Below are 17,949 nucleotides of genomic sequence, written 5' to 3' on the forward strand. Positions count from 1 at the left end.
ACGGCCTGACCACACGCGGTCGTCAGGGTGGTTGGCCGGGGGCGGGGTCGTACGGTCGCACCGGGCGGCCGAGCGGATCGGGGTGGCGGGCGGAGCTGGCGCGCGCGACCAGCCGGGGCGTCCGGACGCGCAACCGGTCCGTCTGCTGTCCAAGGTCTTCCCGGACGGCCCGCTCACCCGGCAGGACCTGGTCCGCGGCACCGGGTTGAGCCTCCCCGTCGACGACCGGCGTCGGGGACGCCGTGACGGCCGCGTGGCGGTGACCAGGGGCCGGTGCCGCCGGGATGGGCCACATCACTTCACTTGATAAAACATTGCAGGTTCTGCAAGATCGCTTGTAGTGTCCCCGCGTGACTTCCGCCAGCACCGAGCCCACTCCCGGGCGGCGCGACCGCAAGAAGCGCCGGACCCGGGCCGCGCTGACCGAGGCGGCGCTGCGCCTGGTGGCCGAGCGCGGCCTGGCCCAGGTGACGGTGGAGGAGATCAGTGAGGCGGCCGACGTCTCCCCGCGTACGTTCTTCAACTACTTCGCCTGCAAGGACGACGCCCTGGTCGGTGACCAGGCGGGCGACGCCGCCCGCCTGGTGGCCCGGCTGGCCGCGGTGCCGCCCGAGGTGCCCGTGCTGACCGCGCTGCGCACCGCCCTCGACGACGTCATCGACGAGGTGCGCGCCGAGCGCGAGCTGTGGTGCCTGCGGATGGACGTGGTGGCGCGCAACCCCGCGCTGCTGCCGCGCCTGGTGGCCGGCAACGCCGAGACGGAGCGGGCCATCGTCGAGGTCGTCGCGGCGCGGGTCGGCGTCGACCCCGACCACGGCTACCCCGCGCTGGTCACCGCCGTGACGGGCGCCGTGCTGCGCATCGCGATGACCCGCTGGGCCGCCCACCCCGACCAGCCGGATCTGGCCGACCTCGTCGACGAGGCCTTCGCCGCCCTCGCCGCGGGGCTGCCGCAACCCGATCGGCCCTGACCCGCAAGCCCCTTCCGGGAAGGTGCCCGGGAGGCCGAGAAACCCGTACCCGGTAAGGAAGGTCAATGACCGCCACCGTGCCCGCCGAGACCACCAAGGTCGGCGCCGGCCGCATGTCCCGCCGCGAGGTGCTCCAGGCACTCTCGGGCCTGATGGTCGGCATGTTCGTGTCGATCCTCGCCTCCACGGTCGTGGCGAACGCGCTGCCGCGCATCATCGCCGACCTCAACGGCACCCAGACCGTCTACACCTGGATCGTCACCACCGAACTGCTGGCCATGACGGCGACCGTGCCGCTGTGGGGCAAGATGGCCGACCTCTACAGCAAGAAACTGCTGATCCAGCTCTCCCTCGGCCTCTTCGTGATCGGCTCGCTGATCGCCGGCCTGACCCCGAACGTCGAGGTGCTGCTGGTCAGCCGGGTCGTGCAGGGCATCGGCGCCGGCGGCATGACCGCCCTGGCCACCATCGTGATGGCGGCCATGATCCCGCCCCGCGAGCTGGGCCGCTACGCCGGCATCTTCGGCGCCGTCTTCGGCGTCGGCACCATCGCCGGCCCGCTGATCGGCGGCGTGCTGGTGGACACCTCCTGGCTCGGCTGGCGCTGGTGCTTCCTGATCGGCGTCCCGTTCTCCCTGCTCTCCATCTTCCTGCTCCAGCGCACCCTGCACCTGCCGGCGACCCGCCGCAAGGTGAAGATCGACTGGCTCGGCGCGCTGCTCATCACCGCAGGTGTCTCCACCGTCCTGGTCTGGTCGTCGTTGGCCGGCAACAAGTTCGCCTGGGCCTCGGGCTGGACGGCGCTCATGGTCGGTGGCGGCCTCGCCCTGCTGGCGCTGGCCGTCTGGGTGGAGTCGCGCGCGGCGGAGCCGATCGTGCCGCTGGAGATCTTCCGTAACCGGACGGTCTCGCTGACCACCGTCGCCAGCATCCTGGTCGGCGTGGCGATGTTCGGCGGCACCGTGTTCCTGTCCCAGTACTTCCAGCTCTCGCTGGGCAAGTCGCCGACGGTGGCGGGGCTGATGAGCCTGCCGATGATCCTGGGCCTGCTGGTCTCGTCGACGGTGGCCGGTCAGCTCATCACCAAGTACGGCCGCTGGAAGCGTTACCTGGTGACCGGCGCCGCCGTGATGGTCGTCGGCATGCTGCTGCTGGCCACCATCGACGCCGAGACCAGCGTCGTGCTGCTCAGCGTCTACATGGCGGTGCTCGGCATCGGCGTCGGCATGCTCATGCAGAACCTGGTGCTCGCGGCGCAGAACGACGTGCCGGCGCACGAGTTGGGCGCGGCCACCTCCGTGCTGACCTTCTTCCGCAGCATGGGCGGCACGATCGGCGTCAGCGCGCTCGGCGCGGTGCTGGCGAACCGGGTCGCCACGCTGAGCGCGGAGAAGCTCGGCCCGCTGGCCGGCGGTGCCCCGGGCGGGGAGGGCTCCACCGAGGTGCCCGACCTGTCCGCCCTGCCCGAGCCGGTGCTGAGGATCATCCAGGACGTGTACGGGACCGCCACCGGCGAGCTGTTCCTGGTGGCCACCCCCTTCGCGGTGCTGGCCCTGGTGGTGGTGCTGTTCATCCGGGAGAAGCCGCTGCACACCCTCAGTGGTGATGAGCGGCGGGCCCGGGAAGAGGCGGCCGCCGCCGTACCCGGCGCGCACTGAGTCACCCGATCGGGGGCGGTCCGGCCGTGCCGGGCCGCCCCCGCCCCTGCCCGCCGGTCGATCCGTTCCACCCCGCCGACCGCCGTCAGGCCGGCGGGGACCCCGGCGCGGGGACCGCCGGCGGCCGGCGTTCCGGCGCGGCGAGCGGCACCGGCCGGCGTACGGGCGGCCAGGCCGCCGGGATGCGCTCCAGCACCCCGCCGGCGAAGACGTCGCGCAGGCCGAGCGGCTTGAGGTGGACGTACCCGATGTGGCAGTCGCAGACCGCGTTGCCGCACGGCCGCGGCCGCAGGGCCGTGCGCCACGACCCGTCGTAGAGGTTGCCGATCGGCTCGTCGATGAAGTGGCAGCGGCGCACCGTGCCGTCGCCGCGCACCGAGATCGCCGTCTCGCCCGCATGGCACGGACGGTCGAGCGACACGTGCGGGCGCGCGCTGTAGCCGAACAGCGGATCCAGCTCCGTCCAGGTCGCCTCCTCGGCGGCGTCGTAGCGCCGGCCCTCGGCGGCGTTGACCCACAGGTAGACCTCGGCGGGCAGGGCGGCCCGCAGCGCCCGCGCCTCGGCGAGGTGCTCCGGCAGGCCGACCACCCCCACCGAGTAGCGCACGCCCAGCTCGGTCAGCCGGGCACACCGGCTCAGGAAGCGGTCCCGGTCGACCTGGCCGGGGTGGTAGGTGCTCCACAGGGCGACGGCGCGCGGGTCCGCGTCGGCCAGCCAGTCCACCCGGGCGGCGAGGTTGGTCTGGATGACCACCCGCTCGACGTGCGGCAGGTGCGACAGCGACACCATCGCGTCGCGGTACCAGTTGCGGGTCAGCCCCTCGCCCCACGGGGTGAACAGCACCGACAGCCGTACGTCGCCGGTGGCCGCCACCCAGCCGGCGAACCGCGCGAGCGCCGCCCGGTCGGCGCGCAGCAGCTCCGGCGGGTCACGCCGCTTGGCGAACGGGCAGTACGGGCAGTCGTAGTTGCAGCTCGCCAGGGGCCCCCGGTAGAGGATCGCGAGGTTCACCTCGGCACGTACCCGGTCATCGCGTCGCGGACCCGGGCCGAGGTCAGCCACGGGCCGATCGCGTCGGAGCGGGCCAGCCCGGCCGGCGTCAGCCGCAGCCCGCCGTCGCCGGCCCAGCCCCGCTCGGCCAGCCGGCCCAGCTCGGGAAAGTCGTCGCCCGGAAGCGCGCCGAAGCGGGCCCGGTAGGCCGCCGCGTCGACCCCCTCGGCGCGCAGCAACGACTTGAGCAGCCACCGGCGGCGCTGCTCCGCGCCGTCGAGGGCGAACCCGAACTCGGCGAAGCGGAAGTCGTCGGCCGGGCGGGCCAGGTAGTCGTCGAGCACCGCGCGCACCTGCGACACCCCGACCGCGTAGTCGAACGAGTAGTGCAGGGACGTGGTGTAGGAGCGGGCGCCGCAGCCCAGGCCCACCATGCCGTCGTCCTGGCAGCAGTAGTCCGGCCCGTCGGGGGTGGGCGCGTCGGAGCGGCGGAACTGGCGCATCGACTCCTGCCGGTAGCCGGCCGCGCCCAGCGTCGCCACCGCCTGCTCGTAGAGGGCGAGCCGCTGGGCGTCCCAGTCCGCCCGGGCGTGCGCCCGCCGCCCGAGCCCGGTCAGCGGGCGCACGTACAGCGGGTAGAGGTACAGCTCCTCCGGGCGCCACGCCAGGGCCGCGTCGAGGCTCTGCCGCCAGGTGTCGGCGCTCTGCCCGTCGATGCCGTAGATCAGGTCGATGTTGAGCACGGGGATGCGGGCGTCGCGGATCGCGGCCAGGGCCGCCTCCACCTCCGCGCGCCGCTGCGGGCGGCCGGCGGCCCGGGCCTCGGCGTCGAGGAAGCTCTGCACGCCGATGCTCACCCGGGTGGTGCCGTGCGCGGCGAGCACCGCGAGCCGCTCCGGCGTCGCGGTCGCCGGCGAGGTCTCCACCGACAGCGGTACGCCCGGCAGCCGGGCCCCCATCGCGGTGGCGACGGCGAACAGCTCGGTCAGCTCGTCGGCGGTCAGGTAGGTGGGGGTGCCACCGCCGAGCGCCGCGCGGGCGTAGCCGGCGGCGTCGCCCAGCGCGTCGGCGACCCGGCCTGCCTGCCGGCGCAGCTGCCGCAGGTACGCCGTCACCTGCTCGGCGGGCGCGTTGGCGCGGGTGAACAGGTTGCAGAACCCGCAGCGCATCTCGCAGAACGGCAGGTGCACGTAGAGGAAGAGCGCCTCGCGCGCCTCGGCCCGCCACACGTCCGCCAGCAGCGGGCGCGGGCGCAGCGGCCGGTAGGAGGTCTTGTGCGGGTACGCGTAGAGGTACTGCTGGTACGGCGAGCCGTCGAGGCCCGTGTCGGTGCTGGTCACCATTCCCCCGGTCGCAGGACGAAGTGGGCGTACGGGACCGTCCACACCACGTCGTGGCCGATCCGGTGGCCGGTGTGGCCGTCCTCGCCGTACGCGGTGCCGTGGTCGGAGCAGACGATCGCGAACACCGGCCGGCCCCGCCCGGTGAGCAGGGCGAAGAGCCGGTCGATCCGGCCGTCGACGTACTCCAGGGCGGCGGCGTGGCTGGCCAGGTCGTCGACCTGCGCGCCGGGCAGGTGGTGCCGGTTGGGCTGGTGCAGGGCGGCGACGTTGAGGAACGTGAACAGCGGCTGCCGCGCCGGCACCCGGGGCAGCACCTCGGCCAGCCGGTCGAGTTGGGCGTCCAGGCAGGTGGGGGAGGTGACCCCGAACCCGGGCTCCCAGTGCGCCTCGGCGAACAGGCCCGGCAGCACCGCCCCGAGCGGGCTGCGCCGGTTGAAGAACCCGACGCCGCCCAGGCAGAGCGTGTGGTAGCCGACGTCGGCGAGCGCCGTGGGCAGGTCGGGGGCGTCGAACACCCAGGTGTCGGCGCCGGCCGTCTCGCTGCCGGGGAACGCCGCCGCGTACAGCCGCTCGTGCCGGCCCGGGGTGACCGGGGTGGGCAGGAAACCGGCGAAGAACGCGTGGTGCGCGGCGTAGGTGAAGCTGGCGGGGGAGTGCCGGCGCTCCCACCGCCCGCCGGGCAGGGCCCGCGCCAGGTGCGGCGTGCGCCCGCGCGCGGCCAGGTCGGCGGCGACGTCGTGGCGCAGCGTGTCGAGGGTGAGCAGGAGCAGGTCGTGGCTGCCGATCAGACTGCGCACGTGAGCACCTCCCGCCCCGCCGACGGCTCCCGCACCGCAGCGTCCCCGCGCGACGGCCCGGCCGCCGACAGCCAGCGCGTCCACCGGCCGTCGGTCAGGGCGCGCACCTGCTCGGCGTACGTGTCCCGGCCGTCGGCGAGCACCCCCGGCAGCAGGTCGCCGAAGGCGTTGACCTCGGCCACCGCGTGCCGCCGCCAGCCGAGCAGGAACATCAGGTCGATGCCGACCTGGAGGGTGCGGGGGAAACACCGGGCCACCCGCTCGCAGGTCTCCATCGCCGCCGCCCACGCCGCCGGCCCGGCCGCCGCGCGCAGCTCGGCGAGGTCCCCGCGCGCGTTGCCCAGGTGCAGGTTGGTCAGCGGCCCCCGGGCGGCGCGCACCACGGCGTGGGTGGGCCGCCCCGCGACCGCCACCACCCGCAGGTCGACCACCCGGTCGCCGAGCCCCGCCTTGGGCAGCCACCGCTCCACGTGCAGGCCGTCGGCGGCGATCCGGTCGACGATGGCGGCGACCTCGGCCTCGTCGGTGTAGCGGCGCGGGCGCAGCGAGTTGAACAGCCCGTCCGGGGTCGCCTCGACCGTGGTGACCGCCTGCACCCGCCCCCTGGCCACGGCCAGCGCGACGACCCCGGCGGCCGACGAGCCGTGTGCGGGCTTGACGAACACGCGGCTCCAGCGGGCCGCCGCCATCGCCGACCGCAGCTGCGCCCACCCGTGCACCGGAGGCAGCGCGGCCGGCACCGGCACCCCGGCGGCCGACAGCCGGGCGTGGCAGCGCCGCTTGTCGCACAGCACCGCGACGTCCGCCGGGTCGTTGAGCAGTTCCGCGCCGCCGGCGGCGACCCGGTCCAGGCCCCGCAGCAGCCCGGCGTACGTGTCGGCCAGGCCGACCAGCTCGCCGTGCCGCGCCGGCGAGGCGGACCGGCGCAGCAGCCGGTCCACCTCGGCGTCCTCCCCGGGCGAGTCGATCCGCACCACCGCGTCGGCCCCGGGCGACGCCGCGCCGGTCAGCACGTCGGCCCAGGGCAGCACCTGCGGCCGGGGCAGGCCGGCGGCGAGGACCGCCCGGGTGAACAGGGCGACCCGACGGTTGCCGGGGTTGCCGACGACGGTCAGGCGCATGTCACTCCGACACCGCCGTGTAGCGGTAGCTCTCGCCGTCGTACTCGTCGGGCTCCTGCGGGTCGGACACGTCCACCCGGACGCCCGGCAGCGCGGCGACCAGCGACGCGGCCGTCTCCTCCGCCAGGTAGTGGTGGGACAGGTCCAGCTCCGCCAGGTGGGTCAGCGGCTGCCCGGCCAGGAGGGCCGCGGCGCCCTCGTCGCCGAGCGTGCCCATCGACAGGTCCAGCCGTCGCAGCCGGGGCACCACCGGCGCCGACGCCAGCGCCCGGGCGAGGTCGTCGGCGATCTCCGAGTTGCACAGGCCGAGCCGGCACAGCTGCGGGAACCGTTCCCCGGCCAGCAGCGGGGCGAGGTCGGTGACCTGCGCGTCGCCGCCGTAGTCGGAGGTGCCGAGCCACAGCTCCAGGTCGGTCAGCGCGGGCAGGTCGGAGTCGAGCACCGCGCCGACGAACTCCCGGGGCAGCCCACCGCTCTCCACCACCAGCTCGCGCAGCCGCGCGTGCCGCACGGGGGAGAAGGCGAAGGCCTCGCCGCCGCGCACCCGCAGCACCTCCAGCCGCGGGTACGCCGTCAGCAGCGCGCTGACGTCGCCCACCCTCATCCAGGAGACCTCGCACTCCTCGACGGTGATGTCACCGAGGAACAGGGCGCGCAGGGCGGGCAGGCGCGGCGCCGCCGCGCAGAGTTGCGCGATCGGGGCGCGGTGGAACGCCGCGTAGCCCCAGGAGCCGACGACCAGGGACTCCACGGACGGCCCGGCCTGCGCGACGAACCGGTCGAACGCGTCGCGGAACTCCTCCGAGAGCGCGTTCTCCGTGGTCTCCTCGTCGAAGTGCCAGTGGGCGATCCGCCACGAGACCGGGCCGTCCACCGTGGGCAGCGGCCCGTCGGCGGGGACGTCCACCACCGGACGGCCGGCGAAGTGGCGCGCGTGGGAACCGAAGGCCATCGCCGCTCACTCCCCGACGGCCGTGTAGCGGTGCGGCGTACCGTCGAAGTCCTCGGCGACCTGCGGGTCCGAGAGGTCCACCCGCACGCCCGGCAGGGCGGCGGCCACCGCCGCGGCCATCTCCTCGGAGAGGAAGTGGTGCTCCAGGTCGAGCCGGGTCAACCGGGTCAGCGGCTGCCCGGCCAGCAGCGCCTTCGCGCCCTCGTCGGTCAGCGTCCCCATCGACAGGTCGAGCGCCTCCAACCGGGGGACGACCGGTGCGGTCGCGACGGCCGCCGCCACGGCGTCGGCGATCTCCGCGTTGCAGAGCCCGAGGTGCCGCAGGGCGGGCAGGCCGGCGCCGGAGAGCACCCCCGCCAGGTCCTCGGCGCTCGCGTCGCCGCCGTAGTCCCTGCGGCCGAGCCACAGGTCCAGCCGGTGCAGGGCCGGCAGCTCGCAGGCGCCGACGGCGCGGACCACCCCGGCCGGCAGCCCGCCCGACTCGAAGCGCAGCTCGCGCAGCCCGGCGTGGCGGACCGGCTCCAGCCGCAGGCCCTGCGCGCCGCGCACCCAGAGCACCCCCAGCGACGGGTACGCCGCGAGCAGCGGGGTGATGTCGCCGTGGGTGAGCCAGGAGATCTCGCACTGCTCGTAGGTCAGGTCGGCGAGGAAGACCGCCCGCAGCCCGGTCCACTCCCCGGCGGCCTCGACCAGCGTCTCGACCGGCAGTGGCCGCTCGTAGGCCTCGCCCCACTCGCCGATCACCAGGGCGCGTACGGCGTCGGGCGGCACCTGCTCCCGCAGCGCCCGTACGAGGCCGGCGAACTCCTCGGGCTCCGCGTCGTGCTCCTCGACCTCCAACCGCCAGGCGACCGCCGAGGGATCGTCGGGAAGGCTCATCCCCGGGGTGAAGGGCACTACCGGTAATCCGACGAACGACGACACGTGCGAGCTGATCACGCCTACCTCCGGTCCGACTGGTGCAGCGGCGGCGCGACGGTAACAGGTCCGGCCGACAGGATGATCAGTGAGCCGGCCGGCCGGCGGGCGGCGCGGTCGCCGGCCGGGACCGGGCGGCGGTCGCCGGGAGCCGCCCGGGTCCCCGGCGCGGACCGGCGGTCGGTCACAGCCCGAAGAAGTCCAGGTAGGCGTCGATCTGGTGGGCGAGCATCGGCTCGCCCGGATGCGCCCGCAGCCCCCGGGCCCGCGCCTGGGCCAGCAGAAGCGTCTCCGCCGGCGTCATGATGATGTCGGCGACCACCGCGTGCGCCGGCAGCTCCGCCACCGCGAACGGTGGCGGGTCGTCGGGGCGCAGCCCCAGGGGCGTGGCGTTGACCGCGAGGTCGGCGTCGGCCAGTCGCGGTCGCGCCGTCGCGCCGACCCGGCCGGGGTACGCGGCGGACAGCCGCCGCCGCAGCGTCTCCAGCCGGTCCGGGTCGGTGTCGCTGAGGTGCAGGTGCGCCACGCCGGCGTCGAGCAGGGCCACCGCGATGGCGCTGCCCGCCCCGCCCGCGCCCACCACGCACGCCCGGCGGCCCCGGGGGTGGTGCCCGGCCCCGGCCAGCCCGCGGACGAACCCGTCGCCGTCGAAGGTGTCGGCGGTCCACGTCCCGTCGGGCTCGCGCCGCAGCGCGTTGGCGCTGCCCGCGAGGCGGGCGCGGTCGCTGGCGCGGTCGGCGAGGTCGAGCGCGGCGGCCTTGTGTGGCACGGTGACGAGCATCCCGTCCAGGTTGGCCACCCGTTGCAACCCCCGCACCACCTGGGTGAGGTCGGCCGGCGGCGCGTGGACCGGGACGAGCACCGCGTCGGTGCCGCGCCGGGCCAGCACCGGGTTGAGCAGCCCGGGGGCGCGCACCTGGGCGATCGGGTCGCCGAGCAGCGCGTACACCCTCGTGGCGCCGCCAATCTCGGTCATCAGGGCGCCTCCGCGGGCAGGGGTCGTCCGGCGCGGCCGGAGGGGGCGGTGCCGACCCTAACCGACGGCCGCACCCGCCCCGACACGGCCCGACCACGCGGCGGCCCGGCCACGCGGTACGGGGCGTGGCCGGGCCGCCGGCACGGATCAGGAGGTGGTGGAGGCCGGCGCGGGGAGGGCGTCGAGCCGGCGGGACAGGGTGAGCAGGGAGTACCCGATCAGGGCGAGCACCACCCCGAGGCCCATCGCCAGGGCGGCGACCCCGAAGGAGACGACGGAGGTGAACAGGGAGGCGCGCAGGAACGAGCCGTTCATGACGGTCTGCCGGGTGGGGTCCTCCCGGCCGAGTTCGGCGTACGTCTTGCCGCCGCTGGCCTCCAGCGAGTGCTTCTCGATGACCTCGGCCTCCGCGTACGCGGTGAGCGGGCCGTCGATCTTCTCGCCGGCGAACCAGTCCGCGTCGGCGGAGACGGTGATGCGTTCGTCGGCGAGCTGGCTCTGCACGGTGAACCAGGTGGCGGCCCCGCCGATCAGCATGACCAGGCCGGCGACGATGACCAGGACGGACAGCAGCCGGACGGTGGAGCCGACCGCTCGGGACTTCGCAGTGGTATCGCTCATGGTGTCTCCTCTCCCGCGCCCCTGGGCAGGTGCCCCGGGCGCGGATGTGTTTCCCGTGGAAGTGGGCCACAGTATCGGCAATCCGGCGACCGGCCGCATCCGTCGCCCCGGGCCTTTGTCGCCCGGGGACTGGTGATTTCACCGATGCGCCGCCGCCGGCACCACCCAAGACTGATGCATGTCGATATGCCCCGTCCCGTAGGGAGTGCCCGACGTGTCATCACCAACCACCACCGTCCGTCCCCGTCCCGCCGTCCGCCTCGCCGGGCTGGCCGTGGCCGCCGTCCTGGCCACGGCGGGCGCGTTCGCCGCGCCGCCGGCCGCCCAGGCCGCCGCCAACCCGTACGAGCGCGGTCCCGCCCCGACCGTCGCCCTGCTGGAGGCCAGCCGCGGCCCGTTCGCCACCGCGTCGCAGAGCGTCTCGTCGCTCAGCGTCACCGGCTTCGGCGGCGGCGTCATCTACTACCCGACCAGCACCGCCGAGGGCACCTTTGGCGCCGTCGCCATCTCGCCCGGCTACACGGCGGCCTGGTCCAGCATCGACTGGCTTGGGCCGCGGATCGCCTCGCACGGGTTCGTGGTGATCGGCATCGAGACCAACACCCGCCTCGACCAGCCGGACAGCCGGGGCCGGCAGCTGCTCGCGGCGCTCGACTACCTGACGCAGCGCAGCTCGGTGCGCGGCCGGATCGACGCCAGTCGGCTCGCCGTGTCCGGCCACTCGATGGGTGGCGGCGGCAGCCTGGAGGCGGCGGTCGCCCGGCCGTCGTTGCAGGCCGCCGTGCCGCTGGCGCCGTGGAACCTGGACAAGACCTGGTCCGACGTCCGGGTGCCGACCCTGATCATCGGCGGGGAGAGCGACAGCATCGCGCCGGTCTCGTCGCACTCGGAGCCGTTCTACAACAGCATCCCGGCCTCGTCGGAGAAGGCGTACCTGGAGCTCAACGGGGCGAGCCACTTCTTCCCGCAGACGGTCAACACGCCCACCGCCCGCCAGGCGGTGGCCTGGTTGAAGCGGTTCGTCGACGACGACACCCGCTACGAGCAGTTCCTCTGCCCGGGCCCGAGCGGCTCGGCCGTCCAGGAGTACCGCAACACCTGCCCGAGCGCCTGACGCGGTGCGGGGCGGTCGCCGTCGGCGGTCGCCCCGCGGCGCGTGGCTGCCCTTCCGGTGCAGAAACCGTCGGTCGCCGTCCGGCTCGGACGGCGACCGACGAGCGTGCGCGGCCAGGGTATCGAAGGTATTGACGGCCCACCTCAGAAACGTACACTCCCAGTGTAAATACTGGCGGCTGCCGGGGGGACGGGTGATGGAGCAAGGGCTCGCACTGCACCACATCGGGGTCCGCTTCGGCGGCCTCACCGCCCTCGACGACGTCTCGCTGCGGGTGCCGCCCGGCCGGGTGGTCGGCGTGATCGGCCCCAACGGCGCCGGCAAGACCACCCTGTTCAACGTGGTCTGCGGCTTCGTCACGCCGGACGACGGGACGCTGACCCTCGACGGTCGGCCGCTGCGCCCGCGCCCGCACCGGCTGACCCGCCTCGGCGTCGCCCGCACGTTGCAGGGCACCGGGCTCTTCGCCGGGCTCACCGTGCTGGAGAACGTGATGACCGGGGCCACCCACACGGCCCGCGCCGGTTTCCTCGCCGCCCTGCTGGGCCTGCCCCGCAGTGACCGCGACGAGCGCCGGCTGCGCCGGCACGCCCTCGACGTCCTCGACACCCTGGGCATCGCCGGGCACGCCGACGCCGTGCCGGGCACGCTGCCCTTCGCCGTACGCCAGCGGGTCGCCCTGGCCCGCGCGCTGGCCGCGCGGCCCCGGCTGCTCCTGCTCGACGAGCCCGCCGGGGGCCTGGGCGCCGACGACATCGCCGAGCTGGCGGAGCTGGTCCGGGGGCTGCCCCGGCGCGAGGCCGATCCCTGCGCGGTGCTGCTGGTGGAGCACCACATGGACCTCGTGATGTCCGTCTGCGACGAGATCGTGGTGCTCGACTTCGGCCGGGTGATCGCCGCCGGCACCCCCGACGAGATACGCGACGACCCGGCGGTCGCCGACGCCTACCTCGGCGCCGCCGTCGACGAGGCCGCGGCATGAGCGGCGAGGCCCTGCTCGAGGTACGCGGCCTGACGGCCGGCTACGGCGGCGCGCCGGTGCTGCACGGCATCGACCTCACCGTGCCGAAGGGCGCCATCGCGGCGGTCGTCGGCGCCAACGGGGCCGGCAAGACCACCCTGCTGCGCGCCCTCTCCGGCATGCTGCGCCCGACCGCCGGGCGGGTCGTCCTGGCCGGGGAGGACCTGCGCGGCGTCGCGGTGGAGCAGCTCGTGCGCCGCGGCATGGCCCACGTGCCGGAGGGACGCGGGGTGGTCGGCGAGCTGACGGTCGACGAGAACCTGCGCCTCGGCGGGCTGTGGCGGCGCGACCGGGCCGACGCCGCCCGCGCCCTCGACGAGGTCTACCAGCTCTTCGCGCCGCTGGCCCGACGGCGACGACATCACGGGCACCAGCTCTCCGGCGGCGAACGGCAGATGCTCGCCCTCGGCCGGGCGCTGGTCGGCCGGCCCCGCCTGCTGCTGCTCGACGAGCCGTCGCTCGGCCTGGCGCCGCGGGTGGTCGCCCAGACCATGGCACTGCTGCGCCGGCTGCGCGACGACACCGGGCTGACCGTGCTGCTGGTCGAGCAGAACGTACGCAGCGCCCTCTCGATCGCCGACGAGGGCGTGGTGATGTCCCTGGGCCGCGTCGTCACCACCGCCCCGGCCGCGCGGCTGCGCGACGACGCCGACCTACGGCACGCCTACCTCGGTTTCTGAACCCCTCGTCCCCGCAAGGAGGACCGTTGGACCGCTTCGTCTTCCTCACCCTCGACGGACTGTCCAGGGGCGCGGTCCTCGCCGCGTTCGCCCTGGCGCTGGTGCTCATCTGGCGGGCGGCCCGGATCGTCAACTTCGCCCAGGGCGCGATGGCCGTCGCGACCGCGTACGTCGCCTACAGCGTCTCCGCCGCGACCGGCTCCTACTGGCTGGGGTTCCTGGCCGCGCTGGCCGCCGGGCTGCTGCTCGGCGCGGCGGTGGACCTGGTCGTCATGCGCTTCGTCGACCACGCGTCGCCGCTCAACCCGGTGATCGTCGCGCTCGGGCTGGTGCTGCTGATCCAGGCCGTCCTCGGCATGGTGTACGGCAGCGAGTTCCTGCCCGCCGGCACGCCCTTCTCCCGCAATCCGCTGACCGTGGGTGGCGTCGCCGTCCTGTCGCCGTACGACCTGTTCGTCTTCGCGGCGGTCGCGGTGGTGGTCGTGGGGCTCGCCTGGACCTTCACCCGCACGGCGGTGGGCCTGCGGATGCGCGCGGCGGCGTTCGCCCCCGAGGTGTCCCGCCTGCTCGGGGTGAACGTGGGCGGCATGCTCACCCTCGGCTGGGCGCTGGCCTCCGGGGTCGGCGCGCTGGCCGGCATGCTGGTCATCCCCACCGAGCTGGGCCTGCACCCGCACGCGATGGACCTCGTCTTCGTCTCGGCGTTCACCGCCGCCGTGGTGGGTGGGCTGGACAGTCCACCGGGGGCGGTGGTCGGCGGCCTCGCGGTCGGCCTGCTGCTGTCCTACGTCAGCGGCTACGCCGGCAGCGACCTCACCCCGCTCGCGGTGCTGGTGCTGCTGCTGGCGGTGCTGCTGGTCCGGCCCGGCGGGCTGTTCGCCCCGGTCGCGGCGAGGCGGGTGTGAGCGCCACCCGGGCGGCGACCCCGCCGGGCACGCGGGCGCGGGTCGACGGCGCCGGTCCGGCCGGGGCGCGCCGTGGCTCGACCCTGCGGCGTCACGCCGGCCTCGCGGCCGTCGCCATGCTGCTGCTGGTGGCCGTGAGCTACGGGCTGGAGCCGTTCCGCAACTTCCAGCTCGCCACCGTGGCCGCCTACCTGTGCGCCACCGCCGGGCTGACCGTCCTCACCGGGCTCAACGGGCAGCTCTCCCTGGGACACGGCGCGTTGATGGCCACCGGCGCGTACACCGTGGCCCTGTGCCAGAACGCGTTCGCCGACGCCGGGATGACCGGCGGCTGGCTGCTCCCGGTCTCGCTGGGCGCGGCCGTCCTGGCCGCCCTCGCGGTGGGCGCCGTGGTGGGGGTGGCCGCCGCCCGGCTGCGCGGGCCCTACCTGGCCGGCGTCACCCTGGCCGTCGCGGTCGTGGTGCCGGCGCTGGCCGTCACCTTCGACGGCGTGTTCAACGGCGAGCAGGGGCTGGCGGTGCCGGTCGAGCCCCCGCCGACGTTCCTCGGCCAGTACTTCCCCTACGAGCGCTGGCAGCTCTGGGTCACCGCGGCGGCCACCCTGCTGGCCCTGCTGCTGCTGGCCAACCTCGTCCGCAGCCGGTACGGCCGCACCTTCCGGGCGGTACGCGACGACGAGGTCGCCGCCCGCCTCGCCGGCATCCACGTCGCCCGCACCCAGGTGCTCGCCTTCGTGGTCAGCGCGGCCGGCGCCGGGCTGGGCGGCGCCCTGCTCGCGGTCCTCGCGCAGAGCGTGTCGCCCGGGGCGTTCTCGCTGACGCTGTCGCTGTTCCTGCTGATGGCGGTCGTCATCGGCGGGCTGGGCAGCCTGGCCGGCGCGGCGTGGGGGGCCGTCCTGCTGGTCGCCCTGCCCGACCTGACGCACACCCTCACCGATCAGCTCACCCTGTCGCCGGCGCTCGCGCAGCGGGTCGAGGGCAACCTGCCCCTGGCCATCTTCGGGCTCACCCTCGTCGTCGTCATGATCGCCGCTCCCGGCGGCGTGCAGGGCCTGCTGTCCCGGCTGGCCCGGGCCGTCTCCGCGCGCCGGCCGGGCCGACGGCGGCCCTGAGCCGTCCCGGCCCGCCGGGAGCCCGCACCCGTCCCACCCGAGCACCCGCCCCACCACCAACCGGACCGAGGAAAGGTCGGTATCTGACATGACACGAACGGCACGGCGCGGCCTCGCGCTCGCCACCGCCATCACCCTGCTCGTCGCCTCCGCCGCCTGCACCGGGGACGACGGTGGCGGCGGGGGCACGGTTCCCGGCGTCACGGACACCGAGATCGTGGTCGGCACGCACATGCCGCTCACCGGTCCCGCCTCCGCCGGCTACTCCAAGATCGCCCCGGCCACGAAGGCGTACTTCGACCACGTCAACGCCAACGGCGGCGTGCACGGCCGCAAGATCACGTACAAGATCATGGACGACGGCTACAACCCGGCGAACACGCAGCAGGTGGTCCGCCAGCTCGTCCTCCAGGACAAGGTCTTCGCGATCCTCAACGGGCTGGGCACGCCGACCCACACCGGCGTGCTCGACTTCCTCAAGAGCAACCGGGTGCCCGACCTCTTCGTCGCCTCGGGCAGCCGCAGCTGGGACCAGCCCGACCGCTATCCGGGCACGTTCGGCTTCAACCCCGACTACACGGTGGAGGGCAAGATCCTGGCCCACCACGTGAAGACCAGCCTGCCGGGGCGCAAGGTCTGCTTCCTCGGCCAGGACGACGACTTCGGCCGCGACAGCCTCGTCGGAGTGGAGAAGGTGCTCGGCGCCGGCGCGGTGGCGGCGAAGCAGACGTACGTCACCAGCAACACCAACGTGGCGCCCCAGATCGGCGCGTTCAAGGCGGCCGGCTGCCAGGTGGTCATCCTCGCCACCGTGCCCGGCTTCACCGCCCTGGCCGTCGGCACCGCCGCCCGGCTGAACTTCAAGCCGCAGTGGTTGGTCTCCAACGTCGGCGCCGACCACCCGACGCTGGCCAAGCAGCTCGGCGCCGCGGCGGGCCTGCTCGAGGGCATGGTCGGCGCCAACTACCTGCCGATGCAGAACGACGCCGCCGACCCGTGGATCCAGCTCTTCACCAAGGTGAACAAGGAGTACAACGGCGACGCGCCGTTCGACGGCAACACCGTCTACGGCATGGCGGTCGGCTACCTCTTCGTGCAGGTGCTCCTCGCCGCCGGCAAGGACCTCACCCGCGAGGCGGTCACCGAGGCCGTCGCCAAGGGCGGCTACCAGGGACCGGGCCTGGCCCCGCTGCGCTACTCCGACACCGACCACTCCGGCTACGGCGGGCAGCGGCTGACCCGGGTGAGCGGCGGGACGCAGGCCTACTTCGGGCCCACGTACGAGACGGACGAGGGCGACGGGCCGGTACGCGAGCACCCCGCCGCGCCGGTGGCGCCGCCGGCCAACGGGGTGCCGACGGCCTCCTGAACCGGTCGCACCGGGCGGTTCCGACCAGGCCCGCAGCGGTGAGCCCGGTGACCGTGGCGTGGCGTGTCGGCTTCCCGGCCCGCCACGCCACGGTCGGGGTCAGCTCAGCCGCTCGATCACCATCGCCATGCCCTGGCCGCCGCCGACGCACATGGTCTCCAGCCCGATCTCCCGGTCGTGCCAGCGCAGTGAGTTGATCAGCGTGGTGGTGATCCGGGCGCCGGTCATGCCGAACGGGTGGCCCACCGCGATCGCGCCCCCGTTGACGTTGAGCCGGTCCCAGTCGACGCCCAGCTCCCGGGCGCTGGGCAGCACCTGCGCGGCGAACGCCTCGTTGATCTCGACGAGGTCGACGTCCCCGACGGACATGCCGGCGCGCCGCAGCGCCTGCCGGGACGCCTCCACCGGCCCGAGCCCCATGATCTCGGGGGAGAGGGCGCTCAGGCCGGTGGAGACGATCCGGGCCAGCGGGGCGACGCCCAGCTCCCGCGCCCGTACGTCGGACATCACCACGAGCGCGGCGGCGCCGTCGTTGAGCGGGCAGCAGTTGCCGGCGGTGACCGTGCCGTCGGGCCGGAACACCGGCGGCAGCGCCGCCACCGCCTCCAGGGTCACCCCGGCGCGCGGCCCGTCGTCGGCGGCCACCACCGCCCCGCCGGGCACCGTGACCGGGGTGATCTCGCGGGCCCAGAAGCCGTCGGCGATCGCCTTCTCGGCCAGCAGTTGCGACCGTACGGCGAACTCGTCCTGGCTCAGCCGGGACACCCCGCGCAGGTGGGCCACGTTCTCGGCGGTCTGCCCCATCGCGACGTAGACGTCCGGCAACTCGCCGTCCTCGCGCGGGTCGTGCCAGCCCGACAGCTCGCCGGCCGCCCGGCTCGCCGTTCGCGCCAGGGCCGGCGCGAAGGCGGGGTTGGTGGTGCCGGGGTGCCCGTCGGCGCGGCCCCGGTCGTAGCGGGAGACGCACTCGACGCCGACGGAGAGGAAGGCGTGACCCTCGCCCGCGCGGATGGCGTGCAGGGCCATCCGGGTGGTCTGCAACGACGACGAGCAGTAGCGGTTGACCGTCGTGCCGGGCAGGTGGTCCAGCCCGAGCAGGGTGCCGACGGCCCGGGCGAGGTTGTGGCCCTGCTCGCCCGCCGGCTGTCCGCAGCCGAGCATCAGGTCGTCGATCTCGCGCGGATCGAGCGCCGGCACCTGGTCGAGGGCGGCGCGTACGACGGTGGCGGCCAGGTCGTCGGCGCGCAGGTCGCGCAGGGAGCCCTTGTGCGCGCGCCCGATGGGCGACCGGGCGGCGGCGACGATGACGGCTTCGGGCATGACGGCGTCCTCTCCGGGATTCAACTATCTGCATCGACAGTGCGGTTAGGCGTGGAGGCTGTCAATGGAATGTGACGCTT

At 74.8% G+C, this 17,949-nt stretch carries 17 protein-coding genes; 8 read left to right on the forward strand and 9 right to left on the reverse strand.

All coding sequences use genetic code 11. The features are described from left to right. The first annotated feature begins 350 nt into the window (after window positions 1-350). Window positions 351-971, forward strand: coding sequence for an acyl-CoA-like ligand-binding transcription factor (locus GA0070610_RS10080; RefSeq protein WP_088999782.1), 621 nt, complete (start codon window positions 351-353; stop codon window positions 969-971). 65 nt (window positions 972-1,036) lie between these two features. Continuing rightward, on the forward strand, window positions 1,037-2,629 hold the full coding sequence (locus GA0070610_RS10085) for an MDR family MFS transporter (protein ID WP_088999783.1): 1,593 nt from the start codon (window positions 1,037-1,039) through the stop codon (window positions 2,627-2,629). An 85-nt stretch (window positions 2,630-2,714) separates the two neighbouring features. On the opposite strand, the gene GA0070610_RS10090 is transcribed toward GA0070610_RS10085, so the two are convergent. The 8 genes from GA0070610_RS10090 to GA0070610_RS10125 form a co-directional block, all read right to left on the reverse strand. Beyond that, complete coding sequence (locus GA0070610_RS10090) at window positions 2,715-3,641, reverse strand: STM4011 family radical SAM protein (protein ID WP_088999784.1); 927 nt, start codon at window positions 3,639-3,641, stop codon at window positions 2,715-2,717. Next, window positions 3,638-4,960 (reverse strand): STM4012 family radical SAM protein, encoded by a 1,323-nt coding sequence (locus GA0070610_RS10095; protein ID WP_231926037.1) that lies wholly within the window; start codon window positions 4,958-4,960, stop codon window positions 3,638-3,640. The genes GA0070610_RS10090 and GA0070610_RS10095 overlap by 4 nt, the downstream gene beginning before the upstream one ends. Next, window positions 4,957-5,760 carry an STM4013/SEN3800 family hydrolase gene (locus GA0070610_RS10100; protein WP_088999786.1) on the reverse strand — a complete coding sequence of 268 codons (804 nt, stop codon included), beginning with the start codon at window positions 5,758-5,760 and terminating at the stop codon, window positions 4,957-4,959. Before GA0070610_RS10100 ends, GA0070610_RS10095 begins: the two co-directional genes overlap by 4 nt. Beyond that, a complete protein-coding gene (locus tag GA0070610_RS10105) occupies window positions 5,748-6,881 on the reverse strand; it encodes an STM4014 family protein (protein ID WP_172896510.1) in 1,134 nt (377 codons plus the stop codon). Before GA0070610_RS10105 ends, GA0070610_RS10100 begins: the two co-directional genes overlap by 13 nt. Before the next feature lies 1 nt (window position 6,882). Next, a complete protein-coding gene (locus GA0070610_RS10110) occupies window positions 6,883-7,833 on the reverse strand; it encodes an STM4015 family protein (protein WP_088999787.1) in 951 nt (316 codons plus the stop codon). A 6-nt stretch (window positions 7,834-7,839) separates the two neighbouring features. Beyond that, window positions 7,840-8,712 (reverse strand): STM4015 family protein, encoded by an 873-nt coding sequence (locus tag GA0070610_RS10115; RefSeq protein ID WP_172896511.1) that lies wholly within the window; start codon window positions 8,710-8,712, stop codon window positions 7,840-7,842. Window positions 8,713-8,935: 223 nt separating this feature from the next. Continuing rightward, on the reverse strand, window positions 8,936-9,727 hold the full coding sequence (locus GA0070610_RS10120; RefSeq protein WP_088999789.1) for a shikimate dehydrogenase family protein: 792 nt from the start codon (window positions 9,725-9,727) through the stop codon (window positions 8,936-8,938). A 147-nt stretch (window positions 9,728-9,874) separates the two neighbouring features. Beyond that, complete coding sequence (locus GA0070610_RS10125; protein ID WP_088999790.1) at window positions 9,875-10,348, reverse strand: aromatic ring-opening dioxygenase LigA; 474 nt, start codon at window positions 10,346-10,348, stop codon at window positions 9,875-9,877. A gap of 214 nt (window positions 10,349-10,562) precedes the next feature. On the opposite strand from GA0070610_RS10125, the gene GA0070610_RS10130 reads away from it, so the two are divergent. The 6 genes from GA0070610_RS10130 (at window position 10,563) to GA0070610_RS10155 (ending at window position 16,549) form a co-directional block, all read left to right on the forward strand. Then, window positions 10,563-11,462, forward strand: a complete 900-nt coding sequence (locus GA0070610_RS10130) for an alpha/beta hydrolase family protein (RefSeq protein ID WP_089003395.1) — start codon at window positions 10,563-10,565, stop codon at window positions 11,460-11,462. A gap of 196 nt (window positions 11,463-11,658) precedes the next feature. Beyond that, window positions 11,659-12,444, forward strand: a complete 786-nt coding sequence (locus tag GA0070610_RS10135) for an ABC transporter ATP-binding protein (RefSeq protein ID WP_088999791.1) — start codon at window positions 11,659-11,661, stop codon at window positions 12,442-12,444. Continuing rightward, a complete protein-coding gene (locus GA0070610_RS10140; RefSeq protein ID WP_088999792.1) occupies window positions 12,441-13,163 on the forward strand; it encodes an ABC transporter ATP-binding protein in 723 nt (240 codons plus the stop codon). The genes GA0070610_RS10135 and GA0070610_RS10140 overlap by 4 nt, the downstream gene beginning before the upstream one ends. Before the next feature lie 26 nt (window positions 13,164-13,189). Continuing rightward, window positions 13,190-14,068 (forward strand): branched-chain amino acid ABC transporter permease, encoded by an 879-nt coding sequence (locus GA0070610_RS10145; protein WP_088999793.1) that lies wholly within the window; start codon window positions 13,190-13,192, stop codon window positions 14,066-14,068. Beyond that, a complete protein-coding gene (locus GA0070610_RS10150) occupies window positions 14,065-15,180 on the forward strand; it encodes a branched-chain amino acid ABC transporter permease (protein WP_088999794.1) in 1,116 nt (371 codons plus the stop codon). Before GA0070610_RS10145 ends, GA0070610_RS10150 begins: the two co-directional genes overlap by 4 nt. An 88-nt stretch (window positions 15,181-15,268) precedes the next feature. After that, window positions 15,269-16,549 (forward strand): ABC transporter substrate-binding protein, encoded by a 1,281-nt coding sequence (locus GA0070610_RS10155; RefSeq protein ID WP_088999795.1) that lies wholly within the window; start codon window positions 15,269-15,271, stop codon window positions 16,547-16,549. Between the two features lie 99 nt (window positions 16,550-16,648). On the opposite strand, the gene GA0070610_RS10160 is transcribed toward GA0070610_RS10155, so the two are convergent. Then, on the reverse strand, window positions 16,649-17,869 hold the full coding sequence (locus tag GA0070610_RS10160; protein ID WP_088999796.1) for an acetyl-CoA C-acetyltransferase: 1,221 nt from the start codon (window positions 17,867-17,869) through the stop codon (window positions 16,649-16,651). Window positions 17,870-17,949 lie beyond the last annotated feature (80 nt).

Origin of the sequence: Micromonospora echinofusca, assembly GCF_900091445.1 — a bacterium.
GTDB lineage: Bacteria > Actinomycetota > Actinomycetes > Mycobacteriales > Micromonosporaceae > Micromonospora > Micromonospora echinofusca.

Bases quoted from the DNA above. Each gene is read 5' to 3' on its own strand.
- GA0070610_RS10105 (WP_172896510.1), bottom strand. From the start codon at position 6,881: ATGCGCCTGACCGTCGTCGGCAACCCCGGCAACCGTCGGGTCGCCCTG.
- GA0070610_RS10140 (WP_088999792.1), top strand. From the start codon at position 12,441: ATGAGCGGCGAGGCCCTGCTCGAGGTACGCGGCCTGACGGCCGGCTAC.
- GA0070610_RS10120 (WP_088999789.1), bottom strand. From the start codon at position 9,727: ATGACCGAGATTGGCGGCGCCACGAGGGTGTACGCGCTGCTCGGCGAC.
- GA0070610_RS10125 (WP_088999790.1), bottom strand. From the start codon at position 10,348: ATGAGCGATACCACTGCGAAGTCCCGAGCGGTCGGCTCCACCGTCCGG.
- GA0070610_RS10160 (WP_088999796.1), bottom strand. From the start codon at position 17,869: ATGCCCGAAGCCGTCATCGTCGCCGCCGCCCGGTCGCCCATCGGGCGC.
- GA0070610_RS10155 (WP_088999795.1), top strand. From the start codon at position 15,269: ATGACACGAACGGCACGGCGCGGCCTCGCGCTCGCCACCGCCATCACC.
- GA0070610_RS10110 (WP_088999787.1), bottom strand. From the start codon at position 7,833: ATGGCCTTCGGTTCCCACGCGCGCCACTTCGCCGGCCGTCCGGTGGTG.
- GA0070610_RS10135 (WP_088999791.1), top strand. From the start codon at position 11,659: ATGGAGCAAGGGCTCGCACTGCACCACATCGGGGTCCGCTTCGGCGGC.
- GA0070610_RS10115 (WP_172896511.1), bottom strand. From the start codon at position 8,712: ATGAGCCTTCCCGACGATCCCTCGGCGGTCGCCTGGCGGTTGGAGGTC.
- GA0070610_RS10085 (WP_088999783.1), top strand. From the start codon at position 1,037: ATGACCGCCACCGTGCCCGCCGAGACCACCAAGGTCGGCGCCGGCCGC.